This is a genomic window from Sinorhizobium arboris LMG 14919 (genome assembly GCF_000427465.1).
Classification (GTDB): Bacteria; Pseudomonadota; Alphaproteobacteria; order Rhizobiales; family Rhizobiaceae; genus Sinorhizobium; species Sinorhizobium arboris.
In genome coordinates this window covers 1,202,448-1,225,793 of sequence record NZ_ATYB01000014.1, presented here as the reverse complement: position 1 = coordinate 1,225,793, position 23,346 = coordinate 1,202,448, and the positions used below count along the sequence as shown (strand labels likewise).

Sequence of the window (23,346 nt, the reverse complement as noted above, 5' to 3'; positions counted from 1 at the left end):
AGCCGCCGTCTCGTCAGACGCGGGCGTTCCGCTCCGCCCTGCGCTTGAGGTCCGGCGCCATGGCTTCGGCCGAAAGCGATGCGACCGCCTCGTCCAGAGACATTGCCGTTTGCGCCTGAGAGCCCAGGCGACGGATATTGACCGAGCGCTCCTCCGCTTCGCGCTTGCCGCAGACGACGATCACCGGAACCTTCGTCACCGAATGCTCGCGGACCTTGTAATTGATCTTTTCGTTGCGGAAATCGGTCTCAACCGTCAGCCCCGCATCACGCAAGCGCTCGGCGACTTCGCGGCCATAGTCGTCGGCCTCCGACGTGATCGTCGCGACCACCACCTGCAGGGGCGATATCCACAGCGGCATGTGGCCGGCATAGTTCTCAAGCAGGATGCCGAGGAAACGCTCCATCGAACCGCAAATGGCGCGATGAATCATCACCGGCTGACGCTTTTCGGATTCGCTGTCGATGTAGAAGGCGCCGAAACGTTCCGGCAGGTTGAAATCGACCTGCGTCGTTCCGCACTGCCATTCGCGGCCGATCGCGTCCTTCAGCGTGTATTCGAACTTCGGGCCGTAGAATGCGCCCTCGCCCGGTAGAATGCCGGTCTTGATGCGACCTTCGGACTGCTCCTCGATGGTCTTCAAGACGTCCGTCATCACGGCCTCGGCCCGATCCCAGAGCTCATCGGAACCCACGCGCTTTTCCGGGCGCGTCGAGAGCTTCACGACGATCTCCTTGAAACCGAAGTCTTCATAGACGGAAAGGATCAGATCGTTGATTTTCAGGCATTCGGCCGCCATCTGCTCGTCGGTGCAGAAGATATGCGCATCGTCCTGCGTGAAGCCGCGGACGCGCATGAGACCGTGCAGCGCACCGGAGGGTTCGTAGCGGTGCACCGCGCCGAATTCGGCCAGCCGAACAGGCAGTTCGCGGTAAGACTTCAAGCCGTGCTTGAAGATCTGTATGTGCCCGGGGCAATTCATCGGCTTCAGCGCGAAGACGCGATCATCGTCCGTTTCGTCGCCGGCAACAGTCACCTTGAACATGTTGTCACGATACCAGCCCCAGTGACCTGAGGTCTCCCAGAGCGATTTGTCGAGGACCTGGGGAGCATTGACCTCCTGATAGTCGCCCTCGAGCCGGCGGCGCATATAGGCCACCAGACTCTGGAATATCCGCCAGCCTTTTCCATGCCAGAAGACCACGCCCGGCCCTTCCTCCTGGAAGTGGAAGAGGTCCATCTCGCGGCCGAGCCGGCGGTGGTCACGCTTCTCCGCTTCGGCGAGCACGTGCAGGTACTGATCCAGCTCCTCCTGAGTGTGCCAGGCGGTGCCGTAGATGCGCGTCAGCATCGGGTTGTTGCTGTCGCCGCGCCAATAGGCGCCGGCCACCTTCATCAGCTTGAAGGCCGTGCCTATCTGGCCCGTCGAGGCCATGTGCGGCCCGCGGCAGAGATCGAACCAGTCGCCCTGGTAATAGATCTTCAGGTCCTGGCCTTCGGGGATGGCGTCCACGAGTTCGACTTTGTAGGCCTCCCCCTTGGCGGCAAAGACCTCCTTGGCCTTGTCGCGCGACCAGACCTCCTTGGTGAAGGGCCTGTTGCGGGCGATGATCTCCCGCATCTTCTTCTCGATGACGGGCAGGTCGTCGGGCGTGAAGGGCTCGTTCTTGGCAAAGTCGTAATAGAAGCCGTTGTCGATAACCGGGCCGATGGTCACCTGCGTTCCCGGCCACAATTCCTGCACGGCCTCCGCCATGACATGGGCCGCGTCGTGGCGGATGAGCTCGAGCGCGCGCTTGTCCTCGCGCGTGACGATCTCGATCCTGCCTGCCGTCACGGAATCCGAGAGGTCGCGCAGCTCGCCGTCGATGGCGATCGCGACGGCCTTCTTCGCGAGCGACTTCGAGATCGATTCCGCGACATCGCGGCCGGTCGTCCCGGCGGCAAACTCTCGCTCGGAGCCATCAGGAAATGTAAGGGAAACGGAATGCGACATCATGATCTCCTATCCAGTCCCGCCAACGAATGCGGGTGGTATGGTTGCCGGCCGGCCAGAGCGTTCCGGTGCTTCATCGAAACGCTCCAACCTCGGACACTACGCACTTCCCGATGGAAGTGCTCGAATTGACGCGGGCCTGATAAAGCTTTTTCACCATGGAGTAAAGGCGCAGCCGCTCAACCGGCGACCATTCCACGCAGACCCTTCACCGTGTTCCAGTTGCGCACCGTCCCGATGCCGAGCCGCTTGGTCGTCATGACTCCGAGCAACCTGGACTCGCTCGGCTTTCCGCCGAAATCCACCCATAGATCGCCATGGACGATAGCCACCCGTTCGCCCCTGGTACAATAGCCTAGGAGCCGCTCCGCGGTGCCTGCCTCGAGCGGCGCGCGCATCACCCGAACGTGGACGCTTGCCGGGTCTTTCTCGCTTTCGGCGAGGAAGGGATTACCGCGGGCGAGCGACAGCCATTCCTCGGCAGTACGCATGATGATATCGACATGCCGGCCGAAGGCGGCGGCGAATGCGCTTTCGAGCTCGGCCTCGAGCTTCGGCAACGGTTGCTCCGGCGCGCGGAACACGAGATTGCCCGTCGCAGCAAGCGTGCGCGGTTCCTGATAGCCAAGTCCTTCCGCCACAGCCTTCAGGTCAGCCATGACGACGCGGCGGCCGCCGCCGAGAACGATACTGTGGAGCAAGGCGACGTAGGTCTCCACCCGCCTCAAGCCCGCCAGAAATCGACTGCGCCGGCCGGCAGCCGTGCGAGCACGCGATCCAACGGCTTATCGTCGACGTTACGCCGCAACGCCGCGGCTACATCTGCGATGGCTGTGTCCGGCGAGACGTTGTGATTGCCGCGGAATGCCTGTACCTCTCGCGTCATCGCGCGGCGCTCGGAGAACGGCAGCGCCGGCTCCTCCAGGTCCCAGTCGGCGACGAAGATCGCTCGAAGGACCGGCGGCAGCACATTGGCGAAAAGCAGGGCGTCGGAAATTTCGAGGCGGCGGCGGAAAGCGTAAAGCACCGCCTGCACCATCGTATAGGCCTGGTTGGTGGTCTGAAGAGCGGCAATGTCGCGCGCATCGACGATGAAACGGTCGAACTCCGCAGAGGCCTGCCGGTACTCCATCGGAATGGTCACGGCTCTCACGCTTCCTTTCGGCGTGGCTGCCAGTAGCGCCATGGCGTGTACCAGCGCTGGCGAGGTGCGAGGCGGTCGGGCACCGGGTCGAATCCGTGGGTTCCGCCCGGGCCGCAACGGATGACCCGGAACAGGGTCAACCAACCACCGGCCCACAGGCCGTATCGGGCGATCGCCTCGAAGCCGTATTCCGAACAGGTCGGCAGGTGACGACAGGAATTGCCGATGAAGCCCGACAGCGTCAGTTGATAGGCGCGGATCATCGCCATGCCGACGAGCCGCCCCGGCGTCCTGCGGAACGGTCCTGACCAGTTCCGGCCACCGGCATCGCCGCGGGTGCCTCCGTGATCGGCATCGGGCTGGGGACACATGGCTCAGACGGCCGCAGCGAGGCGCCTGGCCTCTATCTGGCCGATGGCATCGACGACGGCATCGAAAGTCAGCATCGTCGAGGCATGGCGCGCTTTGTAGTCCTTGACGGGTTTTAGGAACCGCATGTCCTCGAAACGGCCCGATGGGCCTTCCCCGTCGGCCTTCAGCATGGCCAGCATGTCCTCGCGAGCCTTGCGGATCTCGTCCGCATGGGCGCCGACGACGTGCCGCGCCATGATGGAAGAGGACGCTTGGCCGAGGGCGCAGGCTTTGACGTCATGGGCGAAGTCGGTGACGATTTCGCCATCCATCTTCAGCCAGATTCTCACCTTCGAGCCGCAAAGCTTGGAATGCGCGGCGGCCTCGGCATCGGCTTCCGCCAACATTCCAAGGCGCGGAATATTGCCTGCGAATTCGAGAATCCTGCTGTTGTAAATGTCGTCAATCATTTAGGAATCCGGTTGATTTTTCGCGGTTTCGGGCGTTCGGCGCATGATTTTCTCCAGGCGGCGGGAAAAAAGCACGGCGTGGCGCATTCGGGCTCTTTTATCCATGTGGCACCATACTATATGCTATGTCGTGTTGGGGTGACAGTTCCGCAAGGGGATCAAGTGTCGCCTGTTGTTTGGGAAACCGTGCCGGACGGTCCAGTGCACTGCTAAGCCGAGACCCGAAAGCCCCGGAACCCGCCAACGGAACCCAAGCCTGCAGGGTTAGGCGTATGGCCAGTGGCGAGTTGTCCGAAAAGATAAAACGTCAGCAATTTCGTATTGCTTAAAGGGGCCATATGGACGCCATAGTGAAGAATTTTCCTGTGCTCGACGACGCAAGCGGTCGTCCGACACAGAAGGAAGCTGAAGAAGCCGTTCGCGTGTTGTTGCGCTGGGCAGGCGAAGATCCGGCGCGGGAAGGCCTGAAGGACACGCCTGCTCGCGTGGCCAAGGCGTATCGCGAAATTTTCGGCGGCTACGATCTCGTGGCGGAAGACGTGCTCGGTCGAACCTTCGAGGAAGTCTCCGGCTACGATGACATCGTGCTCGAAAAGGACATCCCGTTCTATTCGCATTGCGAGCACCATATGGTGCCGATCATCGGCAAGGCCCATGTCGCCTACCTGCCGAACGGGCGCGTGCTCGGCCTTTCCAAGATCGCCCGGGTCGTCGACATCTACGCCCGCCGGCTGCAGACGCAGGAGGCAATGACGGCGCAGATCGCCAAGGCCATCGACGAAACCCTCATGCCCCGCGGCGTGGCGGTGATGGTCGAGGCCGAGCATCTGTGCATGGCCATGCGCGGCATCAAGAAGCAGGGCGCGACGACGCTGACGACCACCTTCACCGGTGCGTTCAAGAGCGAGCCGGCCGAACAGGCCCGTTTCATGACGATGCTCAGGGGCTTCAAATAAGCTCCGTCAACGCATGTTCCGATCTTGGAAACATGCAGCAACCCCGAAGACTACACGACCTTGCGCGTCCGATCGGGACGCGCGGCGCCGTAGCGGAGCTCAGGCGATGACGCTCACTTTCGCTTCCCCCCCACAGGACAAGGCCGAACTGGAAATCGGTCCGGCCTTCACCCCGCGCTTCGACGAGAAGGGCCTGATCACGGCTGTCGTGACCGATGCACGCGACGGCGAATTGCTGATGGTCGCGCACATGAACGCCGAGGCACTGGCCCTGACGCTGGAAACCGGTATTGCGCATTACTACAGCCGCTCACGCGACCGTCTCTGGAAGAAGGGCGAAAGCTCGGGCAATTTGCAGACCGTCCTCGAAATTCGAACCGATTGCGATCAGGACGCGATTTGGCTGAAAGTCTCTGTCGCCGGTCACGATGCCACCTGCCATACCGGACGCCGCTCGTGCTTTTATCGGACGGTCAGCGTCGACGGCGACGAAGCGAAAGTGGCGATCACCGACGACCACAGACATTTCGATCCGGCGCAGATCTACGCCGAGAACTGAGCATCTGCGTTTTCCTGGTTCGCCTCGCTGATATATTCATCTTTTAGCAACCAAACGGGCATCTAATCATTAATCTTGTAAGTTGGTTCCCGCGGTAACGGCCGAGAACCAAAATGTGTTGCAGGCTGTATCCAATGTTTATCGGGCTGGCCGTATTTGTAGCCGGTTCGGTGCTAATCTCGATCGTGGTGCCGGTCTTTCAGCAACCGGACGAAAGGTCGGCACCCGTTGTTTCGATAGGCGGATCGCGTCGATACAAGGAGAGTGCAGTGGTCGGCTTGGCAGGGCGTTCCTGCTAGGCCCGTGTGACGGAAGCAATCTATTCGGCGGTGTCGGAGGTGCCGGATGCTGAACTGGACATTTACGCGTAACAGTCAGATTGCCGATCTTTCCGGCGCGAACGGCTCGTCGATTACGACCACTCCTCCAGCACCACGAATTTCCCAGTCAGTGAAACCCAAAATCGCGCTGGCGCTCGGCGGGGGTGCTGCGCGCGGCTGGGCCCATATCGGCGTCCTGAAAGCACTCGACGAGGAGGGCATCGAAGTTGGAATGATCGCCGGCACGTCGATCGGTGCGCTCGTGGGTGGCTGCTATCTCGCCGGCAAGCTCGAGGAATTGGAAAGCTTCGCCCGCTCGCTTACCGTGCGCCGCATCGCCGGATTGCTCGATTTTGCGATCGGCGGCGGCGGCCTTTTTGGTGGGCTGCGGCTCACCAAGCGTATGCAGGAGCATCTGCAGAACCTCAGTATCGAGGACCTTAACCGACCCTTTGTCGCAGTCGCCACGGAAGTTTACAGCGGTCACGAGGTATGGATCGAAAAAGGATCCCTCATTACCGCCATTCGGGCATCCTATGCCTTGCCCGGCATTTTCGAACCCGTCAACGCCAACGGACGGACTCTCATCGACGGCGCACTGGTCAATCCGGTTCCCGTTTCGGTCTGCCGCGCACATGAGCAGTTGCACGTCGTCGCCGTCAACCTGAACTATGACGTCTACGGGCGCTCGGCCGTCGTCAAGCATAGCGCCGGCATGGAAACGCCCGATACACCGGCGACCGATGCCAACCGCTTTTCGGCACGCCTCGGCATGACCAGCGTCATGGTCCAGGCGTTCAACATCATTCAGGACCGCATTTCGCGCGCCCGGCTTGCCGGCGATCCGCCGGATCTCTCTCTGCATCCGCGACTCAACGATATTGGACTTTCAGAATTCCACCGTGCCGGCGAAGCGATCGACCGGGGCTATCAGGAAGCCAAGACCAAGCTTTCGGAAATCCGGCGCATGCAGGAACCGCTGCCTCGTTGAAAGCCCGGGAGGTCTTGCGGGGGCCAAGCGTTCCGAGGCCTGTTGAGATTCGGGACACCCGCCGCGGCTTGGTTGATCTCCTCATCCCTTTTCCCCGCGCCACAGCGCTGGATTTCTGTGACGGGCACAGAGATGAGGAAAGAGCAGAGATTGCATTCCTCCGACAGGTTTCCTACAGCGCCGCGCGTCCTATCAGACGCGCAAAGGTCGCTGCAGCATTTTGATCCGATCAAAGGAAGGAAGTGCTTAGCCGGCGATATAGGCCTTGATCTGCTCGGTCTCGTTCTCAATGGCGCGGATGTGATACTTGACCACGTCTCCGATCGAAACGATGCCGGCCAGCCGGCCCTCCCGCTCGACGGGCAGATGGCGTGCGCGAAACTTGCTCATCATTTCCATCAGCGCGTCGACGGACATTTCCTCGCGACAGCAATAGACGTTCTGCCACATAACGGAAGACACCGGCTTATCGAGACAGGCGGCGCCATATCGGGCGATCGAGGCGACGATGTCTCGCTCCGTCATGATGCCGACGATACGCTCCTCCGCATCGACGACGACAACGGCCCCGATATGATTTTCATGCAGCAAAGTCGCGGCCTGCTGAACCGTCACCTGTTCTGTAACCGTGACGACGTTGTGGCCCTTTTCATTGAGAATCGCTTTCACTGACATGCGCACATCTCCCGTTGCGACAAACCGGGCCGACGGGAAGAGATTCCAGCCATGTCGGTCGCTGCACTCCCGATGGAGGGAAGACGCGGTGACAGTGCAGACGGCCGCAGGAAACCCGTACCCATTCCGGCACCAGCACAGTCCTTGGCGCTCCTCAGCACAAGGCTACGCCGGCACCCGGCCTTTGCGCGGCCGCCTCGAGCAATCAATGTATTCGGCGACCGCAAGCAATGGTGCGCCAGCGACCTCAGGAAATCAAGACTTCAACAGAAAGGCTTCTGCCTCTGCTGCAGAATCGGGCATCACGAAGATTCGGCGGTTGAAACGATCGACTATCGCACCCGATCGACAGAAGGCGCGCCCGATCGTTGGGCCTCCTGCATGGCCCTATCCTCGGGGATCGAAGAGCGCGAACAGCAGAAAGCCGAAGAGGAAGCCGCCGATATGCGCCTCCCAGGCTACGCTTCCCGCCCCTCCGATCGACAAGATGCCGAACCCCACCAGGAAATTGGTCAGGAACCAGATCCCGGTGAAGACGAGCACGGAACGGTTGGTCAGCGTCTCCGCAAACGACAGCCGTCGGTTGAGATGGGCAAACTGGCGGCTGATGCGACCGCTCGGGGAAAATACAAAGCGAGCCGCAGCCCCCATCAAGCCCGAGACTACGCCCGAGGCCCCGATCACCACGGCCATCTCTCCCCAGTGGAATATGACGTGCAATCCGACGGCGGCAGCCGCCGAAAGGCACCAGAAAATGGCGAGGCGGGCGATCCCGATCCGCCTTACGACGGGTGCGCCGAATGCGATCATCCAGAAGATGTTGAAGATGAGATGCTCCCAGCTGCCGTGCAGAAAGGAATAGGTGACCGGCGTCCAGAGCCAGACCAGGCCCTGTTCGCTGAGGGGGAGCGTATAGCGCACCGGCAGGAAGGCGAAGTTGAGAATCAGCTCCTGGTCGAGCTCGGCCGGCAGGACATAAGTCCTCAGGACATGAACCGCGATGAGAAACAACAGGATGCCGGTCAGCCCCGGCGGAAGGTTGAAGGCGGGTTCTCGACTGCGGACATCGGTACTCTCGGCTTCGGTTTCCGGTGAAGTTGCCGTCTGATCCCGTTCCATGCTGCCCTCTTCTCTTCCGTCGCTGCGGTTGCGCTCAGACGGCCGCGAACCGCCCGCAGTGGCGCGCAAAGGGATAAGCAAACAAAAAAAGGCCGTCCAGTGAAAACTGAACGGCGTCACGCGCCGGTCCGCGGCGCGTCAGTCGATGTGCTGAAGGCAAACCTTCGTGAAGTCCTGCCGAATGGAATGACAGCCGTCGGCGTCGAGCGCAATCGAAACCGGCCGTTAACCTTAATTTTGCCGTGGCACGAAAATCGCTCCATGCACTTCAGGATCACGCAAAAGGTCGCAGGCCGTCTCGATTTGATACGATCTGCGCCGCAACAGGGACCGGACCGCAACATGCGCAGCAGAACGACGGTGGAGCTGTTTCAATATTGGAACGATGTCCGAGGCGACCGCGATCTCCCGCGCCGTGACGAAATCCAACCGGCAGATATTCGTTCGCTTCTGCCGAACGTCTTTATTCTCCAAGGGCATGCGGACGGCAGCATACACTTTCGTCTCGCCGGCACCCACATCTGCGGCCTGTTCGGCGACGAACTTCGCCACCGGCAATTCTCCGCCTTGTGGCTCAGCGAACAGCAGGAGGAGGCTGCCAGCATCGCCGGTCAGGTCATGAAACGATGCACGCCGATGCTCGTGGCCGCCTCGGGGGCAACCGCTACCGGGGAATGTCTGGAAGTGGAAATCCTGCTCACCCCCCTCGCCTCTCCCGACGGAACGGGCGACCGCGTGCTCGGAGCGCTGTCACCGCTGTCACGTCCGATGTGGCTACACATGAAGCCCTTGCAGTACCTTGTCCTGGACGACTGGCGCGCCGTCGATGCGGAGCCATTTCCTGCGTCAGAACGAGCCGCGACCGGCGGCGTGACCGCCATCCCCAACGCTTACGATCGCCCAATCCGCGAGACACTGCATCTGCGCGTCTTCGCGGGTGGGAGACGAAACTGAGCCGGCATCGCTTCGGAGAGAAGCGAGATGCTCAGAAAGCAGGGCGTCCAAAGGGACGCTCAAAAGAAGCCCTGGCTCGTCGAATCCGCGCGTCGTGCTTTCCGGAACTCGATTGCCGAAGGCCGATGTGCAAGCTGAACAGCGAACCTTCTATTAACCGCTGCACTCTATACTTTCGCCTGCAAAATATATCCATCGCAGAGTGATCATGTTCTCCTTCCAGCATGCGCAAAACGGCGCCCGGAAACCACATCAGGAAAGCGCGTTTCAGCGCGTTTCGGTTAATCTTTCGGGGCGACTGATGCTTGCGAACCATGAGGAATATGACTGTACCGCATTGGAGATGTCGCCGGGCGACGTTCTTTTCGCCTCCCCCGCGCGCCCGCGCGGCGGTGAGCGGATCATAGCCTATGTCGACCATGTCGGCCGCCTCGAAGGCACAGTGTCGCGCATTGCGGACGACGCGTTCGTGATCCAGCTCAACGCCACTGAACGCAAACGCGAGAAGCTTGCGGCCCAGTTGACCTGGATCGCAAACAAACACGAACTGGGCCTTCCGGAGGACCGGCGTCATGACCGGCTTGCGCCGCGCAAGACATTGACGGAACTCACAGTCGAGACCGGCGAGAGATACAGCTGCCGGATCATCGACCTCTCGCTCTCCGGTGCCGCGATCGACATCGACATACGGCCCGCCTTAGGAGCGCCGGTCAAGCTCGGGAACATGAAGGGCAGGATCGTCCGTCACTTCCAGGAAGGCGTCGCTATCGAATTCTCCGGCATCCAGTCCCGCGAGGCACTGACAGAGTTTCTGTAAATGCCCGAAGAAAGCCGAGAATGATTTGAAGAAGAGACGCTTGCGTCAACGGCCGCCCTGGACCAGCCTTCGCCGTGGCGTGGCTCCGGAAAAAGTGCGCTGCGGCTTGCGTCCGGAAGGACGCAAGACGAAGTCGGCGCTTCTCCGCGATTCAGAGAACAGCGGCATGCCAAAATCAGCCCTTCCGTGTTGCACCGGCAACGGAACTACTTTGTAGTAAACCGGACGTTACACTTCAGGGCGGGCTGATCCTACTCCAGCGCAGCCTTCGACGCCAACCGCAGCCACCGCCTCACGGCTGCCTGCGCGTGTATCCGCGTCTCCACCTCCGCGCGCCAGCCATAATTTGCCAAAATGTTTCAATAGCTTATACGGGTTTCCCGCTGCCTTTCTTCGGCGACCTCCGGTAAGCAGCGCAAATTTCGATAAAATTTGAGTCGAATTTTATTACAGTTCCCATCAACTTTTATTCTTATGTTATTCGAGTTTGTTCTTGATTTTACTTCCGATCTTCGCCGCCGGTAAAAAACTCCGTGCCAATGTCGAACCACAACGGGGAGACAAATATGCGCACAATCATCAACATGGCGATCGCTGCCGCAACCCTTGCCGCCGGCCTCATGGCTGGTCCGGCATATGCGGTGTCGGCGAACATGACGGTCGGCGGCGCGACCAACCCGCCGATAGGCCATTATGAGTTCTGCAAGACCAATTCCTCCGAATGCGCGGCCACCGGCGCGGACCATGGCCCGGCCGTACTGACACGCGAGGGCTGGCGGAAGATCCTCGAGGTCAACTACGAGGTGAACCAGGCGATCACCCCGATGACCGACATGGAGATCCACGGCGTCGAGGAGGTCTGGTCCTATCCGGATACGGTCGGCGACTGCGAGGATTACGTGTTACTGAAGCGCCGCAAGCTGATCGAAAGCGGCTTCTCACCTGCCGACCTCCTGATCACCGTCGTCCTGCAGCCGAACGGCGACGGCCATGCCGTCCTGACGGTCCGCACCGACCGCGGCGACTTCATTCTCGACAACATGCGCAGCAAGGTGCTGCTTTGGTCGGACACGGAATATACCTACCTGAAGCGGCAGTCCTCGGAGCATGCCGGGCGCTGGGTCAAACTTCAGGATGGCCGCGCTCTCGCCGTCGGCAGCGTCAGCGCGAGGTAATGCCGAACAGGCGCCCGCATTGACCCGTGCCCCGATCGGACCTCGGTCGGTACTTGTCCCTTCCAAACCGAGGTCCCGGCCGGTTCCCTGGAACCGGCCATTTCTTTTCTTGAGGCGCAGACATTGCCGCGCTTCACCCAATATTAACCAAGTTGGACGAGCATTGGCCGTGAACGAATTCCGCGGGCCAGGATTATCGAGCAGGATTCGGCCGGATAGAACGCGCCCCCCATCAGGCATCGTAGCGGACGGCGCAGCCATGAAACCGCCCCACATTCCCGAACCGGAACTCCTGCCGCTCCTTTCCTCCCGCGTCGTCTACAAGGCGGCGGCATTGGTCGTGATCCTCTTTGTACTGACGACCGCCCTTTCGTTTTCCGGACGCTGGTTCGGCGAATACCTCGCGCAGGCCGGCCACACGGCAAGCCGCGAGACCTACGACATCTTCATCGGCCAGGATCACTTGCGCCTGCCTGCGAATGTCATTCGCTTCGAAAATCAACGGGCCACCGGCATCGCCGAGCGCGTGGATCTCTACCTCACCTGGCCAGGGCTTCAAGGCTACAGCGAAGAGACGCGGCCACTGTTCGACGACATCACCCGGCCGGAAAACCTGATTTTCCTGCAGATTGCACAGAGCACGATGTCGCGCGACATGTCAGGGCGCCTCGCTCCCGTCTATCGCCATGTCCTGCAAGATACACCACAGGCCGGCCCAGGGGGGCTGACCAGATACGATGCAGAGCCGGACTCCAGCTACGCCGGCGAAGCCTTCTTCACCGCCGAAAGGGATGGGCGCGCTCCCTATGTGCTGCGCTGCGTGCTGCCCGAGAGTCCCGCAGCTTCGACCAGCGCCGATTGTCAGCGCGACGTTCACATGGGCAAGGACCTCATCATTCTCTACCGTTTCTCCAGCAGGTTGCTGCCGCAGTGGCGTACCATCGAAAATTCGATAGAAACTTACGTCCGTGCGCATCGCGTGCCGTGATTTTGACGAAGAGTCGTGATGCAGCCAGTCCGCCGGCTAGAGGCGAGATGAGGGGGAGTGTGCGGGGCTTCGGCCGAGCTGTCTGATCATCGTGATCTCGTGCGGGCTGACGGTGCCGATCCTGAACGAAACGACCCGTGACGGGCTACCAATCATTCATCATAAACCGATTGGTAACGCTATCACGATACTGTCTCAGGAAAGGCCGTATCCGGAGACGGCGTCCGGACGGCACCCCTGATATGAGAATGAAGAGCAATACAGTGTCTCAATCCGTTGTTTTTGGTCCCGCGAAACGCCCATTTGGCGTCTTTTCTGAAGTTATGGGGCGGATTTTTCTCGCCGGCCTGATCGCCGTGCTGACCTTTTCGGCACCCGCCTTCGCCAATCCCAAATATGCCGGCATCGTCGTCGACGCGAAGACCGGCAAGGTTCTCTACGGCGAGGACGCTGACCAACTACGCTATCCGGCCTCGCTGACGAAGATGATGACGCTGTACCTCGCCTTCGAGGCGTTGGAAGCCGGGCGGATCAGCAAGAACACGCCGGTGCCCTTTTCCAAGAAGGCCTCGGCGGAGCCGCCGTCGAAGCTCGGCGTGCGCGCCGGTCAATCGATCACCGTCGAGCAGGCGATCCTCTCGCTGGTGACGCGCTCGGCCAACGATGCGGCAACGGCGCTCGGCGAGCTCCTGGGTGGTTCCGAGGACCGCTTCGCCCGCATGATGACCAACAAGGCGCGCGCGCTCGGCATGACGCGTACGACCTATCGCAACGCCCATGGCCTGCCCAATTCCGAACAGCGGACGACAGCCCGCGACCAGGCCCGCCTCGGCATCGCGCTCCGGCAGCACTTCCCGCAATATTACGACTATTTCTCCACGCGCAGCTTCCGGTTCGGCAAGCAGACGATCGGCAACCATAACCGGCTGCTCGGCAATGTTCGTGGGGTGGACGGTATCAAGACAGGCTATACGCGCGCTTCCGGTTTCAATCTTGTCACCTCGGCGCAGTTCGACGGGCGCAGCATCGTGGCGGTCGTCATGGGCGGTACGTCGGGCGGCGCACGCGATGCACAGATGCGCAAGCTGGTCGCCAAATACATGCCTGCCGCATCGCGCCGCGGCAGCGGCAATCTGATCGCCGAGGTTCCTGCCGCACCTGTGGCGGAAGCGGTGGCTGTCGCGTCGGCGGCCACGAACCTGCCGAATACGGGGCCTGTTCCGGATTTCCGCTATACCGGGGAAAGCGCCAGGGGCGTCGAAATGGCCTATGCATCGACCGAGCCTGCCTCCGACAACCCCGTGCTGCGTACCAAGGCCGCGCCGAATACGCTCGATGCCCAGAGCGCCAGGCTTGCCGGCGACGTCGACACGCAGATCACCAACTCCGTCGCGACGGCTGAAACGGCACCCGCCAAGGCGGAAGCCCAAACCGAAGCGAGTCTCGGTATGCAGGGCTGGGTCATCCAGATCGGCGCGACGCCCGACAAGACGCAAGCCATGACGCTGCTCGACAATGCCAAGGAAAAGGGCGGCAAGGCGTTGCTGAACGCCACCCCCTTCACGGTCGCGTTCAGCAATGGTGGAGCTCAGGTCTACCGTGCCCGTTTCGGCGGCTTCGACGATCAGGACAAGGCCGTCAACGCATGCAAGGCATTGAAGAAGAAAGGCTTCGCTTGCTGGGCGAGCCAGCAGTAAGAGACGCCATCTGCTGCATGTTCAAAAGCACGCAGCGGATCAAAGTGCTACAGCGACCTTCCGCGCGTAACGAATCGCGCGGCGCTGTAGCGGCAGCCGGGCGTTTTTCCGGCTGTCCTCCTCGGATTTGTATAGCGTAACGAGGTCAGCATGGCAGTGAACGAGAACGTCCCCGGCGACACCCTGATGCCCGAACGGAAAGCAAGGTCTTCGCGAATTCGGCTGCATCCGCTGCATGAAGCGGCAATGCGCATTGCCGACATCGGCCTGAACCGGTCCAAAGCAAAGACGCGCGATCTGGTGGGCATGCTCCTCACCCACGGCGCTCGTGCCTGGCGTTCGACGCAGCCTCGGGCGAACATCCATCTGCACGTTGCGACACCGGGTCGCAGCCACCCCCTCAGAATGCGCCTGCACTAGATCAAGATGATTTTAGGCCCGGTCGGCCTAAAATCAGCCCGGTCGGCCTAAAATCATGAACGTGATCGATTGTAATGGGTTGGGAGGCGGGAGGCGGCACATTGTTTTTCTAGTCCCGCTCGGACCGGGATGCGCCACTGCTGCATGTTCGTCGCTATAGCAAGCCGAGTTCGGCAAGTTCGCGCCGCAATTCCAACGGCATCTCACCGCCATCGGCGGCGAGCGAGGCAAGATCGCGCGGGACTTCCTTGCCTTCGAGGTAGCGCCAGCCCTGGAAAGCCCGACGCGGCTGCAGTTCCGTCTCCACGACCTCCGGACCGAGAATGAGATTGCAGCGACCGATGCCCTCCCCGTCGGTGAAGGTCTCTATGCTGATCAGCGGCTGACGCGCCTGCACATATCCCTTGATCACCCAGTAAAGCGAACCGCCGGCGAGAAGCTCTTCCGTGCGCTTGGGCACCATCCGCGTGGTGTGAAAGGAGTGGGGCTGCTGCCCGGCGGCGATCGCCGCCAGCGCCTTGCGCGAGACCCATTCGCGCAGGTCGTCGATGGATTCTGCGCCGACACAGAGCTTAATGAGATGCAAAGCCATGGCAAATCTTCAACACCCGGCCGGCGGCTGCGGTCAAGCCGTGCGGGCGCCTTCGTCCACAGGCTCGTCGGCTTCAGATTACGCTCAGCACTCGACGACGTTGACCGCGAGTCCGCCGGTCGATGTCTCCTTGTACTTCTCGTTCATGTCCACGCCGGTTTGACGCATCGTCTCGATACAGGCGTCGAGCGGTACGAAATGCTTGCCGTCGCCCTTGAGCGCGAGCGAGGCGGCAGTCACGGCCTTGACGGCGCCTAGGGCGTTGCGTTCGATGCAGGGCACCTGGACAAGGCCCGCGACCGGATCGCAGGTCATTCCGAGGTGGTGTTCGAGTGCGATCTCGGCCGCATTCTCGATCTGCTCGGGCGTCCCGCCCATCACGGCTGCAAGGCCCGCCGCGGCCATCGCCGAGGCCGATCCGACTTCGCCCTGACAGCCGACCTCCGCGCCGGAAATCGAGGCGTTATGTTTGATGATACCGCCGACCGCCGCCGCGGTCAGCAGGTAATCGCGGATGCCCTCCTGATCGGCATCGTCGTGGAAGTGCAGATAGTAGCGGATCGTCGCCGGAACCACACCCGCCGCGCCATTCGTCGGCGACGTCACCACCCGGCCGCCGGCGGCATTTTCCTCGTTGACGGCCATCGCATAAACGCTCAGCCAATCGTTGGCGAGCAGAGGATTGGTCTTGTTGGAGCGCCATTCCTCCTGCAACTTGTCGTGGATGGCCCGGGCGCGCCGGCGGACCTTCAGCCCGCCCGGCATAATCCCGTCCTGGCTGAGGCCGCGGTCGATGCAACTGTTCATCGCCGACCAGATGCGGTCGAGCCCGGCGTCGAGCTCGTCTGCAGACATGCTGCACTCCTCGTTCGCCCGCTTCATCTGGGCGATCGTCAGCCCGGAACGGGCGGCCATGTCGAGCATCTGCTGGGCCGTGGCAAAGGGATAGGGCACCTTGACGCCGGCCGTCTTGTTCTTCTGCGCCCTCATGGCGTCCAGCTCCGTATCCGTCACCACGAAGCCGCCGCCGATCGAATAGTATATGCGCTTCAGAAGCAGCCGTCCGTCCCGGTCGAAAGCGGAGAACGACATACCGTTGGCATGGCCCGGCAGCGGTACCTTCTTATCGAAGACCAGATCGGCCTTCGGCTGAAATAGATAGGGCAGGTGGCCCGGCGGAGTGATGCGCCCCGTGCGCTCCACCTCCGCGATGATCTCGTCCATCCGGTCCGGGTCGACGAGATCAGGGCGTTCGCCCATCAGGCCGAGAATGACCGCCCTGCCCGATCCGTGGCCGATGCCCGTATGCGCCAGCGATCCATGGAGGCTTACCTTGATGCTGGCGACCGCCGCATGAGACGGTCGCGGCCATTCGTCCGACAGGATGAGATCGAGAAACCTGTTGGCGGCCGACATTGGTCCCATCGTGTGCGAGCTCGAAGGACCGATACCGATCTTGAAGACGTCGAAGACGGAAAGAAACATGAATTGCCTGCCCAGAGCCTGACGCGAGGTGCCGCCGATGCGCTTTCGCGCCTGCGTCGATGATAAAACCGAAGCCACCGGTTTCCTTCTCGGCCGGTGTCGATCGTCCCTTATATAGGGTCGAACCCTAAGCGATCCTATGCCGATCGGTCAGGCGACCGACCGACATTGGATTCTGTTGGTGCGACATGGTTCTCGAGATCCGGCATGCCGCGGGAAGTCAAAAAAAAACAGTGCAGCCCGAAGGCTGCACCGCTTTTGACATGTCGTTCTATTTTCAGAAGCCGCCGAAGAGATAGGCGAGAACGAGAACACCCCCGAAACCCGCTACGGCGCGAACCGTCACGCCCCAGCACGACTTCTCTACTGTTTTGTCCATGATGTCTCCGAATACCGAAGCTCGGTAACCAATAAGGCAAGTGGACTGTCCATAGCGAAGAAAATGTTAATGCGCAATGGCGAAATGTGGCAAAACCGTGACGAGGCAAGGCGGAACGCCTGCTGCGCGCCGGCTGGACGCCTTGTCCGGACGGCACAGACGGCAGGTCGCTGCCCGCCGCAATTTGGCCGCGAGTCTGAAGACAGGCCTTCGTGCGCCTTGCATTTTCAAACGGCCATGCCAAAACAACCGGCATGACCACTGAAGATTACGTAGCGCTCGCCATCTTCGTCCTCCTTTGGGCCGGCTTCGCCTGGACGTCCGACGGGCGGCGTAATTTCAAGCGCGTCAGCCTGACGCGATTGATGAACGAGCACAGGGCGCGCTGGATCCGCAATTCGCTCAACCGCGATCTGAAGATGATCGACACGCAGATTATCGCCGGTCTGCAGGCCGGCACCGCATTCTTCGCCTCGACGACGATCTTCGCGCTCGGCGGCTGTTTCGCGTTGCTTGGCGCGACCGAACAGGTCCAGATGATCTTCAGCGATCTGCCGCAGATATTCCGCAGCGGAAGGACGGCCTTCGAACTGAAGGTCGGCGGACTGACCTGCCTGTTCGGCTATTCCTTCTTCAAGTTCGGCTGGTCATACCGGCTGTTCAACTACTGCTCGATTCTGATGGGCGGCATTCCGATGACGGCGGACATGAAGCGCGACGAACCGGCTGCGGAGCGCGCTGCGGAACGCGCGATCCGCCTGAACATACTGGCGGCCAAGCATTTCAATGCCGGGCTCCGGGCGATCTTCCTGTCCATCGGCTATCTGGGCTGGTTCATCAGCCCCTACGTCTTCATGGTGCTGACCGCCCTCGTCATCTTCGTGCTGGCACGGCGGCAGTTCTTCTCCGAAGCACGCGCGGCGCTGATAGAGAGCAGACCATAGGCCACTCGATCCTTTGCGTTGACTGGGATGACTTATCGTCCTCATTTCAACATAATCGCGACGCGACTGGCGCGAGGCCGCCAGCGTAGACCCACCTCCAGCAGCAGAGCGATTATTCGATGTCTCACCAAAGCGCGACGACGACTCCTGAAACGCAAGTCCGCGCGGAGGTGACCCGGACCAACCGGATCGCGCTTCTCGATGCGCTTCGCGGTCTGGCCCTCGTCGCCATGGCTCTCTATCACTTTGTCTGGGACCTCGAATTCTTCGGCTATGTCGCGGCCGGCACCGCCGGGACAGGCGGCTGGCGGATGTTCGCGCGCTTGATTGCCGGCAGCTTCCTGTTTCTTGCGGGTTACAGTCTCGTGCTCGGCCAGCTCCCGAATCTCCGTCCCCGAGCCTTCGCCATGCGTTTCGCGAAGATCGCCGGCGCCGCCGCGCTGATCAGCATCGGGACCTGGTTCGCCTTCCCCCAGTCGTTCATCTTCTTCGGCATTCTCCACGCCATTGCGGCGGCAAGCCTCGTCGGCCTGCTATTCCTCAAGTTGCCCGCCGCCGTTTCCTTTCTCGCAGCTGCCGCTGCCTTTGCGGCACCCTTCCATCTGCGTTCGTCGGTTTTCGACGTGCCGGCACTCTGGTGGGTCGGCCTCTCGGAAACGATCCCGCGCTCGAATGATTACGTCCCGCTGCTTCCGTGGCTTGCGCCTTTCCTGATCGGCCTCGGCACCGCAAAGCTGCTCCACCCGGCTTTCTCCGCCTGGCGCAGCCGAAGTGCCGGAACCGGGGAGGCTCCCTGGATCGCGCCACTTGCCTTTGGCGGCCGTCACAGTCTGCTCGTATATCTCATCCACCAGCCGTTGCTTATAGCGGCGGTCTATCTGTTCTCTCTCGCCGTTCCCGCTCCGACACCGGATCCGGCGCAGGCCTATCGGCTGAACTGCGAACGAGCCTGCAGCAACGGAAACTCCGCGATCTCCTGCAGCGCCTTTTGCGGTTGCACGCTCGATCGCCTGAGGGAACAGAACCTGTTCGACGATCTGAACCTGGGCAAAATCGATGTGAACACGGATGAACGCATTGCGCGAATCGCCGGTCAGTGCACAATGGACGCGCAATCAGGGGACTAGGACATGAATGCCTATCGTGCCAAGCCGCTGAAGTTTCCATGGCCGGCCCTGCTTTATGGCGCGGCCGTTCTGATTGCACTGGCGCTGGGCCGGCTTTTCCCGGTTCCGGTGGCGCATGGCCCCAGTTGGATTCTTTCGCTCGCGGGCTACGGTTTTATGCTGCTGGCGATCACCATCGATCTCTGGGCCGTCAAAACCCTCCTCGACCGCCATACAGCTGTTCTTCCGAATCGGTGCGCCACCTGCCTTGTCACCTGCGGCCCGTTTCGCTTCACGCGCAATCCGATCTATTTCAGCTACACGCTCGCGATGGTCGGCCTCGGATTGGCGACGATCAACCCCTGGTTCTTCATCACGGCCATTGGCGCAGTCGGATTGACGACCCTGCTCGCGATCCGCAAGGAGGAGCGACACCTCCTGTCGCGCTTCGGCTTCGAGTTCGAGCGATATTGCCGGCACACTGCCCGCTGGATTTGAAGGGTGATTGAAGAGGCCGGCTCACCCTCCTCCCAGTTTGCAGGCACGCGGTACGGGCGTTGCGGCAACGTTCGCTTGCGCGATATGCGCCGTCTCCTCAATTACCGCTCAGCCCTACGACCGAGTGAGGGACGCGCGGGCGTTCGCTTGGTCAGGTGCCGACGCCGATTTCCGCAAGGCGCGTGAGGCAGGCCTCTTCGACGTTGTCGAGTTCGGTAAGCGTGTCTTCGATGTCCTTGCGCTTCTGCCGTAAGTCCTCGCGCTTCTCCTCGACCCGTTTCATCAAGAGCTGCAGCTGGCCCATCTCGCCGGGCGGGTCCTTGTAGACCTGAATGATCTCGCGGATTTCGGCAATGGTGAAGCCGATGCGCCGGCCGCGCAGGATCTCCTTTATGAGATGCCGGTCGGCGGGGCGGAACAGACGCGTACGGCCACGACGCTCCGGATGAATCAGTCCCTCATCCTCGTAAAAGCGCAGCGTCCTGGTCGAGATGCCGAATTCCCGGGTCAGCTCGGTAATGCTATAGTACTTGTTCACGCAGCCATTCCAATCAATACGAACCCCTACTATTGTTGACTTTGACGTAAAAGTCAAACACGGGGCCGACTGGCCGGCGTCGCATTTCAGGCGATGCGGAACCACCACGTAGCGATCCCGAGGAAACTGAAGAAGCCGGTTATGTCGGTTACCGTCGTCACGAAGACCGCGGAAGAGACCGCCGGATCGGCGCCGGATTTTTCGAGCAGAAGCGGAATCAGGATGCCGGCGAGGGCCGCAGCCATCATGTTGATCATCATCGCGGTCGCGATGATGCCACCGAGATCCGCATCCTGGAACCAGACTCCGGCAACAAGGCCTATGAAGGCTCCAAAGATCATGCCGTTCAGGAGACCGACGCCCGCCTCGCGGCGAATGATCCTGGGCGCGTTGTGAATATCAAGCCCGCGTGTCGCAAGCGCGCGCACCGTGACGGTCATGGTTTGGGATCCCGCATTGCCGCCCATCCCCGCCACGATCGGCATGAGGATCGCGAGCGCGACGATCTGCTGGATCGTCGCATCGAAGAGACCGATCACCGAGGCCGAGACGAACGCCGTTATGGAATTGACGAAAAGCCAGGGAACGCGGGAACGCGCGGCTTCCGCCACGGAATCCGACAATTCCTCGTCCCCGACACCGCTCAGGCGCAGGAAATCCTCTTCGGCTTCTTCCTGGATCACGTCGACCACATCGTCGATCGTCAACACGCCGACGAGCCGACCGTTTTCATCGACGACGGCGGCCGAGAGGAGGTCGTATTGCTCGAAAAGCTGTGCGGCCTCCTCCTGGTCCATCTCGGCCGGAACGGAATGGCTCGTATCGCGCATGATGGCATCGATCTTTACCGATCGCTTGGCGCGCAGCACCCGGTCGAGATCGACGGCCCCGAGCAACTTGAAGGTCGGGTCGATGACGAAAATCTGCGTGAAGCTTTCGGGCAGATCCTCGTCCTCCCGCATGTAGTCGATCGTCTGCCCCACCGTCCAGAAAGGCGGCACTGCAACGAATTCGGTCTGCATGCGTCGCCCGGCGGTGCTCTCCGGATAGTCGAGCGAGCGGCGCAGGCGAACGCGCTCGGTAAAGGGAAGCTTGGCGAGGATCTCTTCCTGATCCTCCTGATCAAGGTCTTCCAGAATGTAGACCGCATCATCGGAATCCATCTCGCCGATCGCCTCGGCGATCTGCTCGTTGGGCAGGTGCTCGACGATATCGAGACGGATTCCTTCGTCGACTTCGGTCAGTGCGGCCAGATCGAAGTCCTTGCCGAGCAGCAGAACCAGCGCAATGCGCTGCTCCGGCTGGATCGCCTCGATAAGGTCTCCGAGTTCGGAGGCGTGAAGGCCGGCGACATGCTGGCGAAGGTAGATCGTATCGCGATCGGCGATCGCGGCGCCGACATGCATCAGGAAATCGGAGCGCACCGAGCCGTCCTCGGCGTAGATGTCCGAGCCGTCATGGACGCCGATTTCGTCGGAACCGCGGTCATCGTCGCCGGTGCTGCTCATGGACCCGCCCCTCCAGAGATTGCCGCCGTCCGAGCCTGCGCCGGAAACGGCCCCACTGCCCTGCTAGCGCAAAGCTCCGCCTACGTCCACAGTCCAGACGCGATCGACGACTGCCCTCGGATCATTTATCCAAGCTGTTGCAAAAACATATGAAATGATGAAACGAATGTGGCGAGCCTCCCGGGCGCCGTCCCGGCAACAGACCCGAGCAGAGACATTTCCAATGGCTGTCCGCCCGATCATACGCTTTCCGAACCCGCTGCTTGCAACGGCCGCGGAGCCGGTCACGCAATTCGACGAAGATCTCCGCCAACTCGCCGACGATCTCGCCGACACGATGCGCGCCGCCCCCGGCATAGGCATCACTGCGCCGCATATCGGCATTCTGCAGCGCGTGATGGTCATCGAGATAGACCGACAGGAGGGACCGCGCAGCTTCGTCAACCCGGAAATCGTCTGGCAGTCGAGCGAGACCGTACGCCATGATGAAGGCAGCGTCTCGATGCCCGGCATCGTCGAAGAGGTAGAGCGGCCGGCGCGCGTGCGTGTGCGCTTTCAATCCCTGGGCGGCGAGGCGCGCGAGGAGGAAGCCGAAGGGCTGATGGCGGTTTGCCTGCAACACGAGATCGACCAGCTCGACGGTTTCTTCTGGCTGCGGCGGCTTTCCAGGCTGAAGCGCGAACGCGCCGTCAAGCGATTTGAGAAATTTAACTGAACCGGACATTTCCCGACACGCGATGATTGCGGCGCACCTTCGATCTGCCGTAAACCGTTCCCGGTCGACCATCGGCTCCAATAATCAAGGCGAAGGACAGTTGATGAAGAAAATGGGCCTCATACTCATCTGCGTGGCTGCGCTTGCGGGCTGCACCGCAACGCCTCCGGACCTGGAGCCGCTTCCGGGCAGCCTTACCTATGGCGAAAACGCCGCGTCGCGAAAAACCCGCGCCGCCCCGGGCACCATGATCCAGAACCGGTTCCTGCATCAGGGGACCATGGTCTTCGAGACCTATGAAGTTCAGCCCGACCACACCTATAAGCTCGTTCGCCGCAGCGTCGCCGACTCCTGGCCGCCCGGAGACTGATCGCGGAACATTGTCGGCTCCCGTTCCGTTCCACAGTCACAGTCAACGGAGTTAAAAGCGATGGCCAAATATCTCGACGAACGCGGTGATCCGCCCTCTGCGACGCATGGAGCGGACAGAGAGAATTTCTCTGCCGAGGAGGCGAAACAGGGCCGCTCAGGCATACCCGTGCTCGGCGTGCTCGTCGGCGGTCTGTTCCTTGCCCTCGTCGTCTGGGGCGCGGTGGAAATCTGGGGCGAAAGCACCGATAACGACCGCCTCACCGAGACGGAACAGGTTCAACCCGCCCCCTCACCGGAACAGACGGGCAGCGTCGGCACCGGGCAGCCGGTCCCGACCGACCGGGATCCGACGGCCCAAACCGGCACCGGCGGCGAATCGCAACAGATTTCCCCTGAGGGGACGGAGAAGTAATTTCCGGAGCGCGCGCGTTTCCCCACCGACTTCATCTCAGCCTTGACCTCAGCGGCGGCAACTCCAGGAAAAGCGCGCAGCGGTTTTCCGTCCGAAAGTATCAGAGCGTTTCAATGCTTCGATGGAGCACTGAAGCGCTCCGGACCACGATGATCAGGTCTGGTC

General features: G+C 61.3%; 26 protein-coding genes. 15 read left to right on the top strand and 11 right to left on the bottom strand.

The window, feature by feature from the left end; translation table 11 throughout:
* Window positions 1-13: 13 nt before the first annotated feature.
* The 5 genes from thrS to SINAR_RS0117070 all read right to left on the bottom strand — a co-directional run bounded on the left by thrS (window position 14) and on the right by SINAR_RS0117070 (window position 3,961).
* Window positions 14-1,996, bottom strand: a complete 1,983-nt coding sequence (gene thrS, locus SINAR_RS0117090; RefSeq protein ID WP_028000209.1) for a threonine--tRNA ligase — start codon at window positions 1,994-1,996, stop codon at window positions 14-16.
* A 179-nt stretch (window positions 1,997-2,175) separates the two neighbouring features.
* On the bottom strand, window positions 2,176-2,715 hold the full coding sequence (locus SINAR_RS0117085) for a DUF1697 domain-containing protein (RefSeq protein ID WP_028000208.1): 540 nt from the start codon (window positions 2,713-2,715) through the stop codon (window positions 2,176-2,178).
* Window positions 2,716-2,720: 5 nt separating this feature from the next.
* Complete coding sequence (locus tag SINAR_RS0117080) at window positions 2,721-3,149, bottom strand: DUF2267 domain-containing protein (protein WP_028000207.1); 429 nt, start codon at window positions 3,147-3,149, stop codon at window positions 2,721-2,723.
* A complete protein-coding gene (yidD, locus tag SINAR_RS0117075) occupies window positions 3,146-3,511 on the bottom strand; it encodes a membrane protein insertion efficiency factor YidD (RefSeq protein WP_028000206.1) in 366 nt (121 codons plus the stop codon). Before yidD ends, SINAR_RS0117080 begins: the two co-directional genes overlap by 4 nt.
* A gap of 3 nt (window positions 3,512-3,514) precedes the next feature.
* On the bottom strand, window positions 3,515-3,961 hold the full coding sequence (locus SINAR_RS0117070; protein WP_028000205.1) for an iron-sulfur cluster assembly scaffold protein: 447 nt from the start codon (window positions 3,959-3,961) through the stop codon (window positions 3,515-3,517).
* A gap of 338 nt (window positions 3,962-4,299) precedes the next feature.
* Here SINAR_RS0117070 and folE point away from each other — a divergent pair, with 338 nt between their 5' ends.
* From folE to SINAR_RS0117050, 3 genes are all read left to right on the top strand, one after another.
* The gene (gene folE / locus SINAR_RS0117060) at window positions 4,300-4,917 is read left to right on the top strand and encodes a GTP cyclohydrolase I FolE (protein ID WP_028000204.1); all 618 of its coding nucleotides are present in this window, start codon (window positions 4,300-4,302) and stop codon (window positions 4,915-4,917) included.
* Between the two features lie 106 nt (window positions 4,918-5,023).
* Window positions 5,024-5,476, top strand: a complete 453-nt coding sequence (hisI, locus tag SINAR_RS0117055) for a phosphoribosyl-AMP cyclohydrolase (RefSeq protein WP_028000203.1) — start codon at window positions 5,024-5,026, stop codon at window positions 5,474-5,476.
* A gap of 345 nt (window positions 5,477-5,821) precedes the next feature.
* Complete coding sequence (locus SINAR_RS0117050) at window positions 5,822-6,787, top strand: patatin-like phospholipase family protein (protein ID WP_028000202.1); 966 nt, start codon at window positions 5,822-5,824, stop codon at window positions 6,785-6,787.
* 246 nt (window positions 6,788-7,033) lie between these two features.
* Here the strand turns inward: SINAR_RS0117050 and SINAR_RS0117045 are convergent, their stop codons facing one another.
* The gene (locus tag SINAR_RS0117045; RefSeq protein WP_028000201.1) at window positions 7,034-7,462 is read right to left on the bottom strand and encodes a CBS domain-containing protein; all 429 of its coding nucleotides are present in this window, start codon (window positions 7,460-7,462) and stop codon (window positions 7,034-7,036) included.
* A 387-nt stretch (window positions 7,463-7,849) separates the two neighbouring features.
* Window positions 7,850-8,581: a rhomboid family intramembrane serine protease gene (locus tag SINAR_RS0117040; RefSeq protein WP_028000200.1), complete on the bottom strand. Its 732-nt coding sequence runs from the start codon at window positions 8,579-8,581 to the stop codon at window positions 7,850-7,852.
* A 186-nt stretch (window positions 8,582-8,767) separates the two neighbouring features.
* Between SINAR_RS0117040 and SINAR_RS0117035 the strand changes: the two genes are divergently transcribed.
* From SINAR_RS0117035 to SINAR_RS0117010, 6 genes are all read left to right on the top strand, one after another.
* Entirely contained in the window at window positions 8,768-9,535 is a 768-nt protein-coding gene (locus SINAR_RS0117035; protein WP_234710616.1) for a PAS domain-containing protein, read from the top strand.
* Window positions 9,536-9,743: 208 nt separating this feature from the next.
* Window positions 9,744-10,352 (top strand): PilZ domain-containing protein, encoded by a 609-nt coding sequence (locus SINAR_RS0117030; RefSeq protein WP_028000198.1) that lies wholly within the window; start codon window positions 9,744-9,746, stop codon window positions 10,350-10,352.
* Between the two features lie 566 nt (window positions 10,353-10,918).
* Window positions 10,919-11,527: a transglutaminase-like cysteine peptidase gene (locus SINAR_RS0117025; RefSeq protein WP_028000197.1), complete on the top strand. Its 609-nt coding sequence runs from the start codon at window positions 10,919-10,921 to the stop codon at window positions 11,525-11,527.
* A 259-nt stretch (window positions 11,528-11,786) separates the two neighbouring features.
* On the top strand, window positions 11,787-12,515 hold the full coding sequence (locus SINAR_RS0117020) for a hypothetical protein (protein WP_028000196.1): 729 nt from the start codon (window positions 11,787-11,789) through the stop codon (window positions 12,513-12,515).
* 242 nt (window positions 12,516-12,757) lie between these two features.
* Window positions 12,758-14,212, top strand: coding sequence for a D-alanyl-D-alanine carboxypeptidase family protein (locus SINAR_RS0117015; RefSeq protein ID WP_028000195.1), 1,455 nt, complete (start codon window positions 12,758-12,760; stop codon window positions 14,210-14,212).
* 150 nt (window positions 14,213-14,362) lie between these two features.
* Complete coding sequence (locus SINAR_RS0117010; RefSeq protein ID WP_028000194.1) at window positions 14,363-14,632, top strand: hypothetical protein; 270 nt, start codon at window positions 14,363-14,365, stop codon at window positions 14,630-14,632.
* Between the two features lie 154 nt (window positions 14,633-14,786).
* Here SINAR_RS0117010 and SINAR_RS0117005 read toward each other — a convergent pair whose 3' ends face one another.
* Together SINAR_RS0117005 and SINAR_RS0117000 are read right to left on the bottom strand one after the other, a co-directional pair.
* A complete protein-coding gene (locus SINAR_RS0117005) occupies window positions 14,787-15,224 on the bottom strand; it encodes a DUF1489 family protein (RefSeq protein ID WP_028000193.1) in 438 nt (145 codons plus the stop codon).
* Window positions 15,225-15,308: 84 nt separating this feature from the next.
* On the bottom strand, window positions 15,309-16,709 hold the full coding sequence (locus SINAR_RS0117000) for an L-serine ammonia-lyase (RefSeq protein WP_028000192.1): 1,401 nt from the start codon (window positions 16,707-16,709) through the stop codon (window positions 15,309-15,311).
* A 633-nt stretch (window positions 16,710-17,342) separates the two neighbouring features.
* Here SINAR_RS0117000 and SINAR_RS0116990 point away from each other — a divergent pair.
* From SINAR_RS0116990 to SINAR_RS0116980, 3 genes are all read left to right on the top strand, one after another.
* Window positions 17,343-18,032: a DUF599 domain-containing protein gene (locus tag SINAR_RS0116990; RefSeq protein ID WP_028000191.1), complete on the top strand. Its 690-nt coding sequence runs from the start codon at window positions 17,343-17,345 to the stop codon at window positions 18,030-18,032.
* A 119-nt stretch (window positions 18,033-18,151) separates the two neighbouring features.
* The gene (locus tag SINAR_RS0116985) at window positions 18,152-19,159 is read left to right on the top strand and encodes a heparan-alpha-glucosaminide N-acetyltransferase (RefSeq protein ID WP_028000190.1); all 1,008 of its coding nucleotides are present in this window, start codon (window positions 18,152-18,154) and stop codon (window positions 19,157-19,159) included.
* Between the two features lie 3 nt (window positions 19,160-19,162).
* Window positions 19,163-19,636: a methyltransferase family protein gene (locus SINAR_RS0116980; protein WP_028000189.1), complete on the top strand. Its 474-nt coding sequence runs from the start codon at window positions 19,163-19,165 to the stop codon at window positions 19,634-19,636.
* 151 nt (window positions 19,637-19,787) lie between these two features.
* Here the strand turns inward: SINAR_RS0116980 and SINAR_RS0116975 are convergent, their stop codons facing one another.
* Both SINAR_RS0116975 and mgtE read right to left on the bottom strand, forming a co-directional pair.
* Window positions 19,788-20,174 carry a MerR family transcriptional regulator gene (locus SINAR_RS0116975; RefSeq protein WP_011975211.1) on the bottom strand — a complete coding sequence of 129 codons (387 nt, stop codon included), beginning with the start codon at window positions 20,172-20,174 and terminating at the stop codon, window positions 19,788-19,790.
* Window positions 20,175-20,260: 86 nt separating this feature from the next.
* The gene (gene mgtE, locus SINAR_RS0116970; protein ID WP_028000188.1) at window positions 20,261-21,682 is read right to left on the bottom strand and encodes a magnesium transporter; all 1,422 of its coding nucleotides are present in this window, start codon (window positions 21,680-21,682) and stop codon (window positions 20,261-20,263) included.
* Between the two features lie 154 nt (window positions 21,683-21,836).
* Between mgtE and SINAR_RS0116965 the strand changes: the two genes are divergently transcribed.
* The 3 genes from SINAR_RS0116965 (at window position 21,837) to SINAR_RS0116955 (ending at window position 23,181) form a co-directional block, all read left to right on the top strand.
* Complete coding sequence (locus SINAR_RS0116965) at window positions 21,837-22,397, top strand: peptide deformylase (RefSeq protein ID WP_419761330.1); 561 nt, start codon at window positions 21,837-21,839, stop codon at window positions 22,395-22,397.
* Between the two features lie 103 nt (window positions 22,398-22,500).
* A complete protein-coding gene (locus SINAR_RS0116960) occupies window positions 22,501-22,767 on the top strand; it encodes a hypothetical protein (protein WP_028000186.1) in 267 nt (88 codons plus the stop codon).
* Window positions 22,768-22,827: 60 nt separating this feature from the next.
* A complete protein-coding gene (locus SINAR_RS0116955; RefSeq protein ID WP_028000185.1) occupies window positions 22,828-23,181 on the top strand; it encodes a hypothetical protein in 354 nt (117 codons plus the stop codon).
* The last annotated feature ends 165 nt before the right edge of the window (window positions 23,182-23,346 follow it).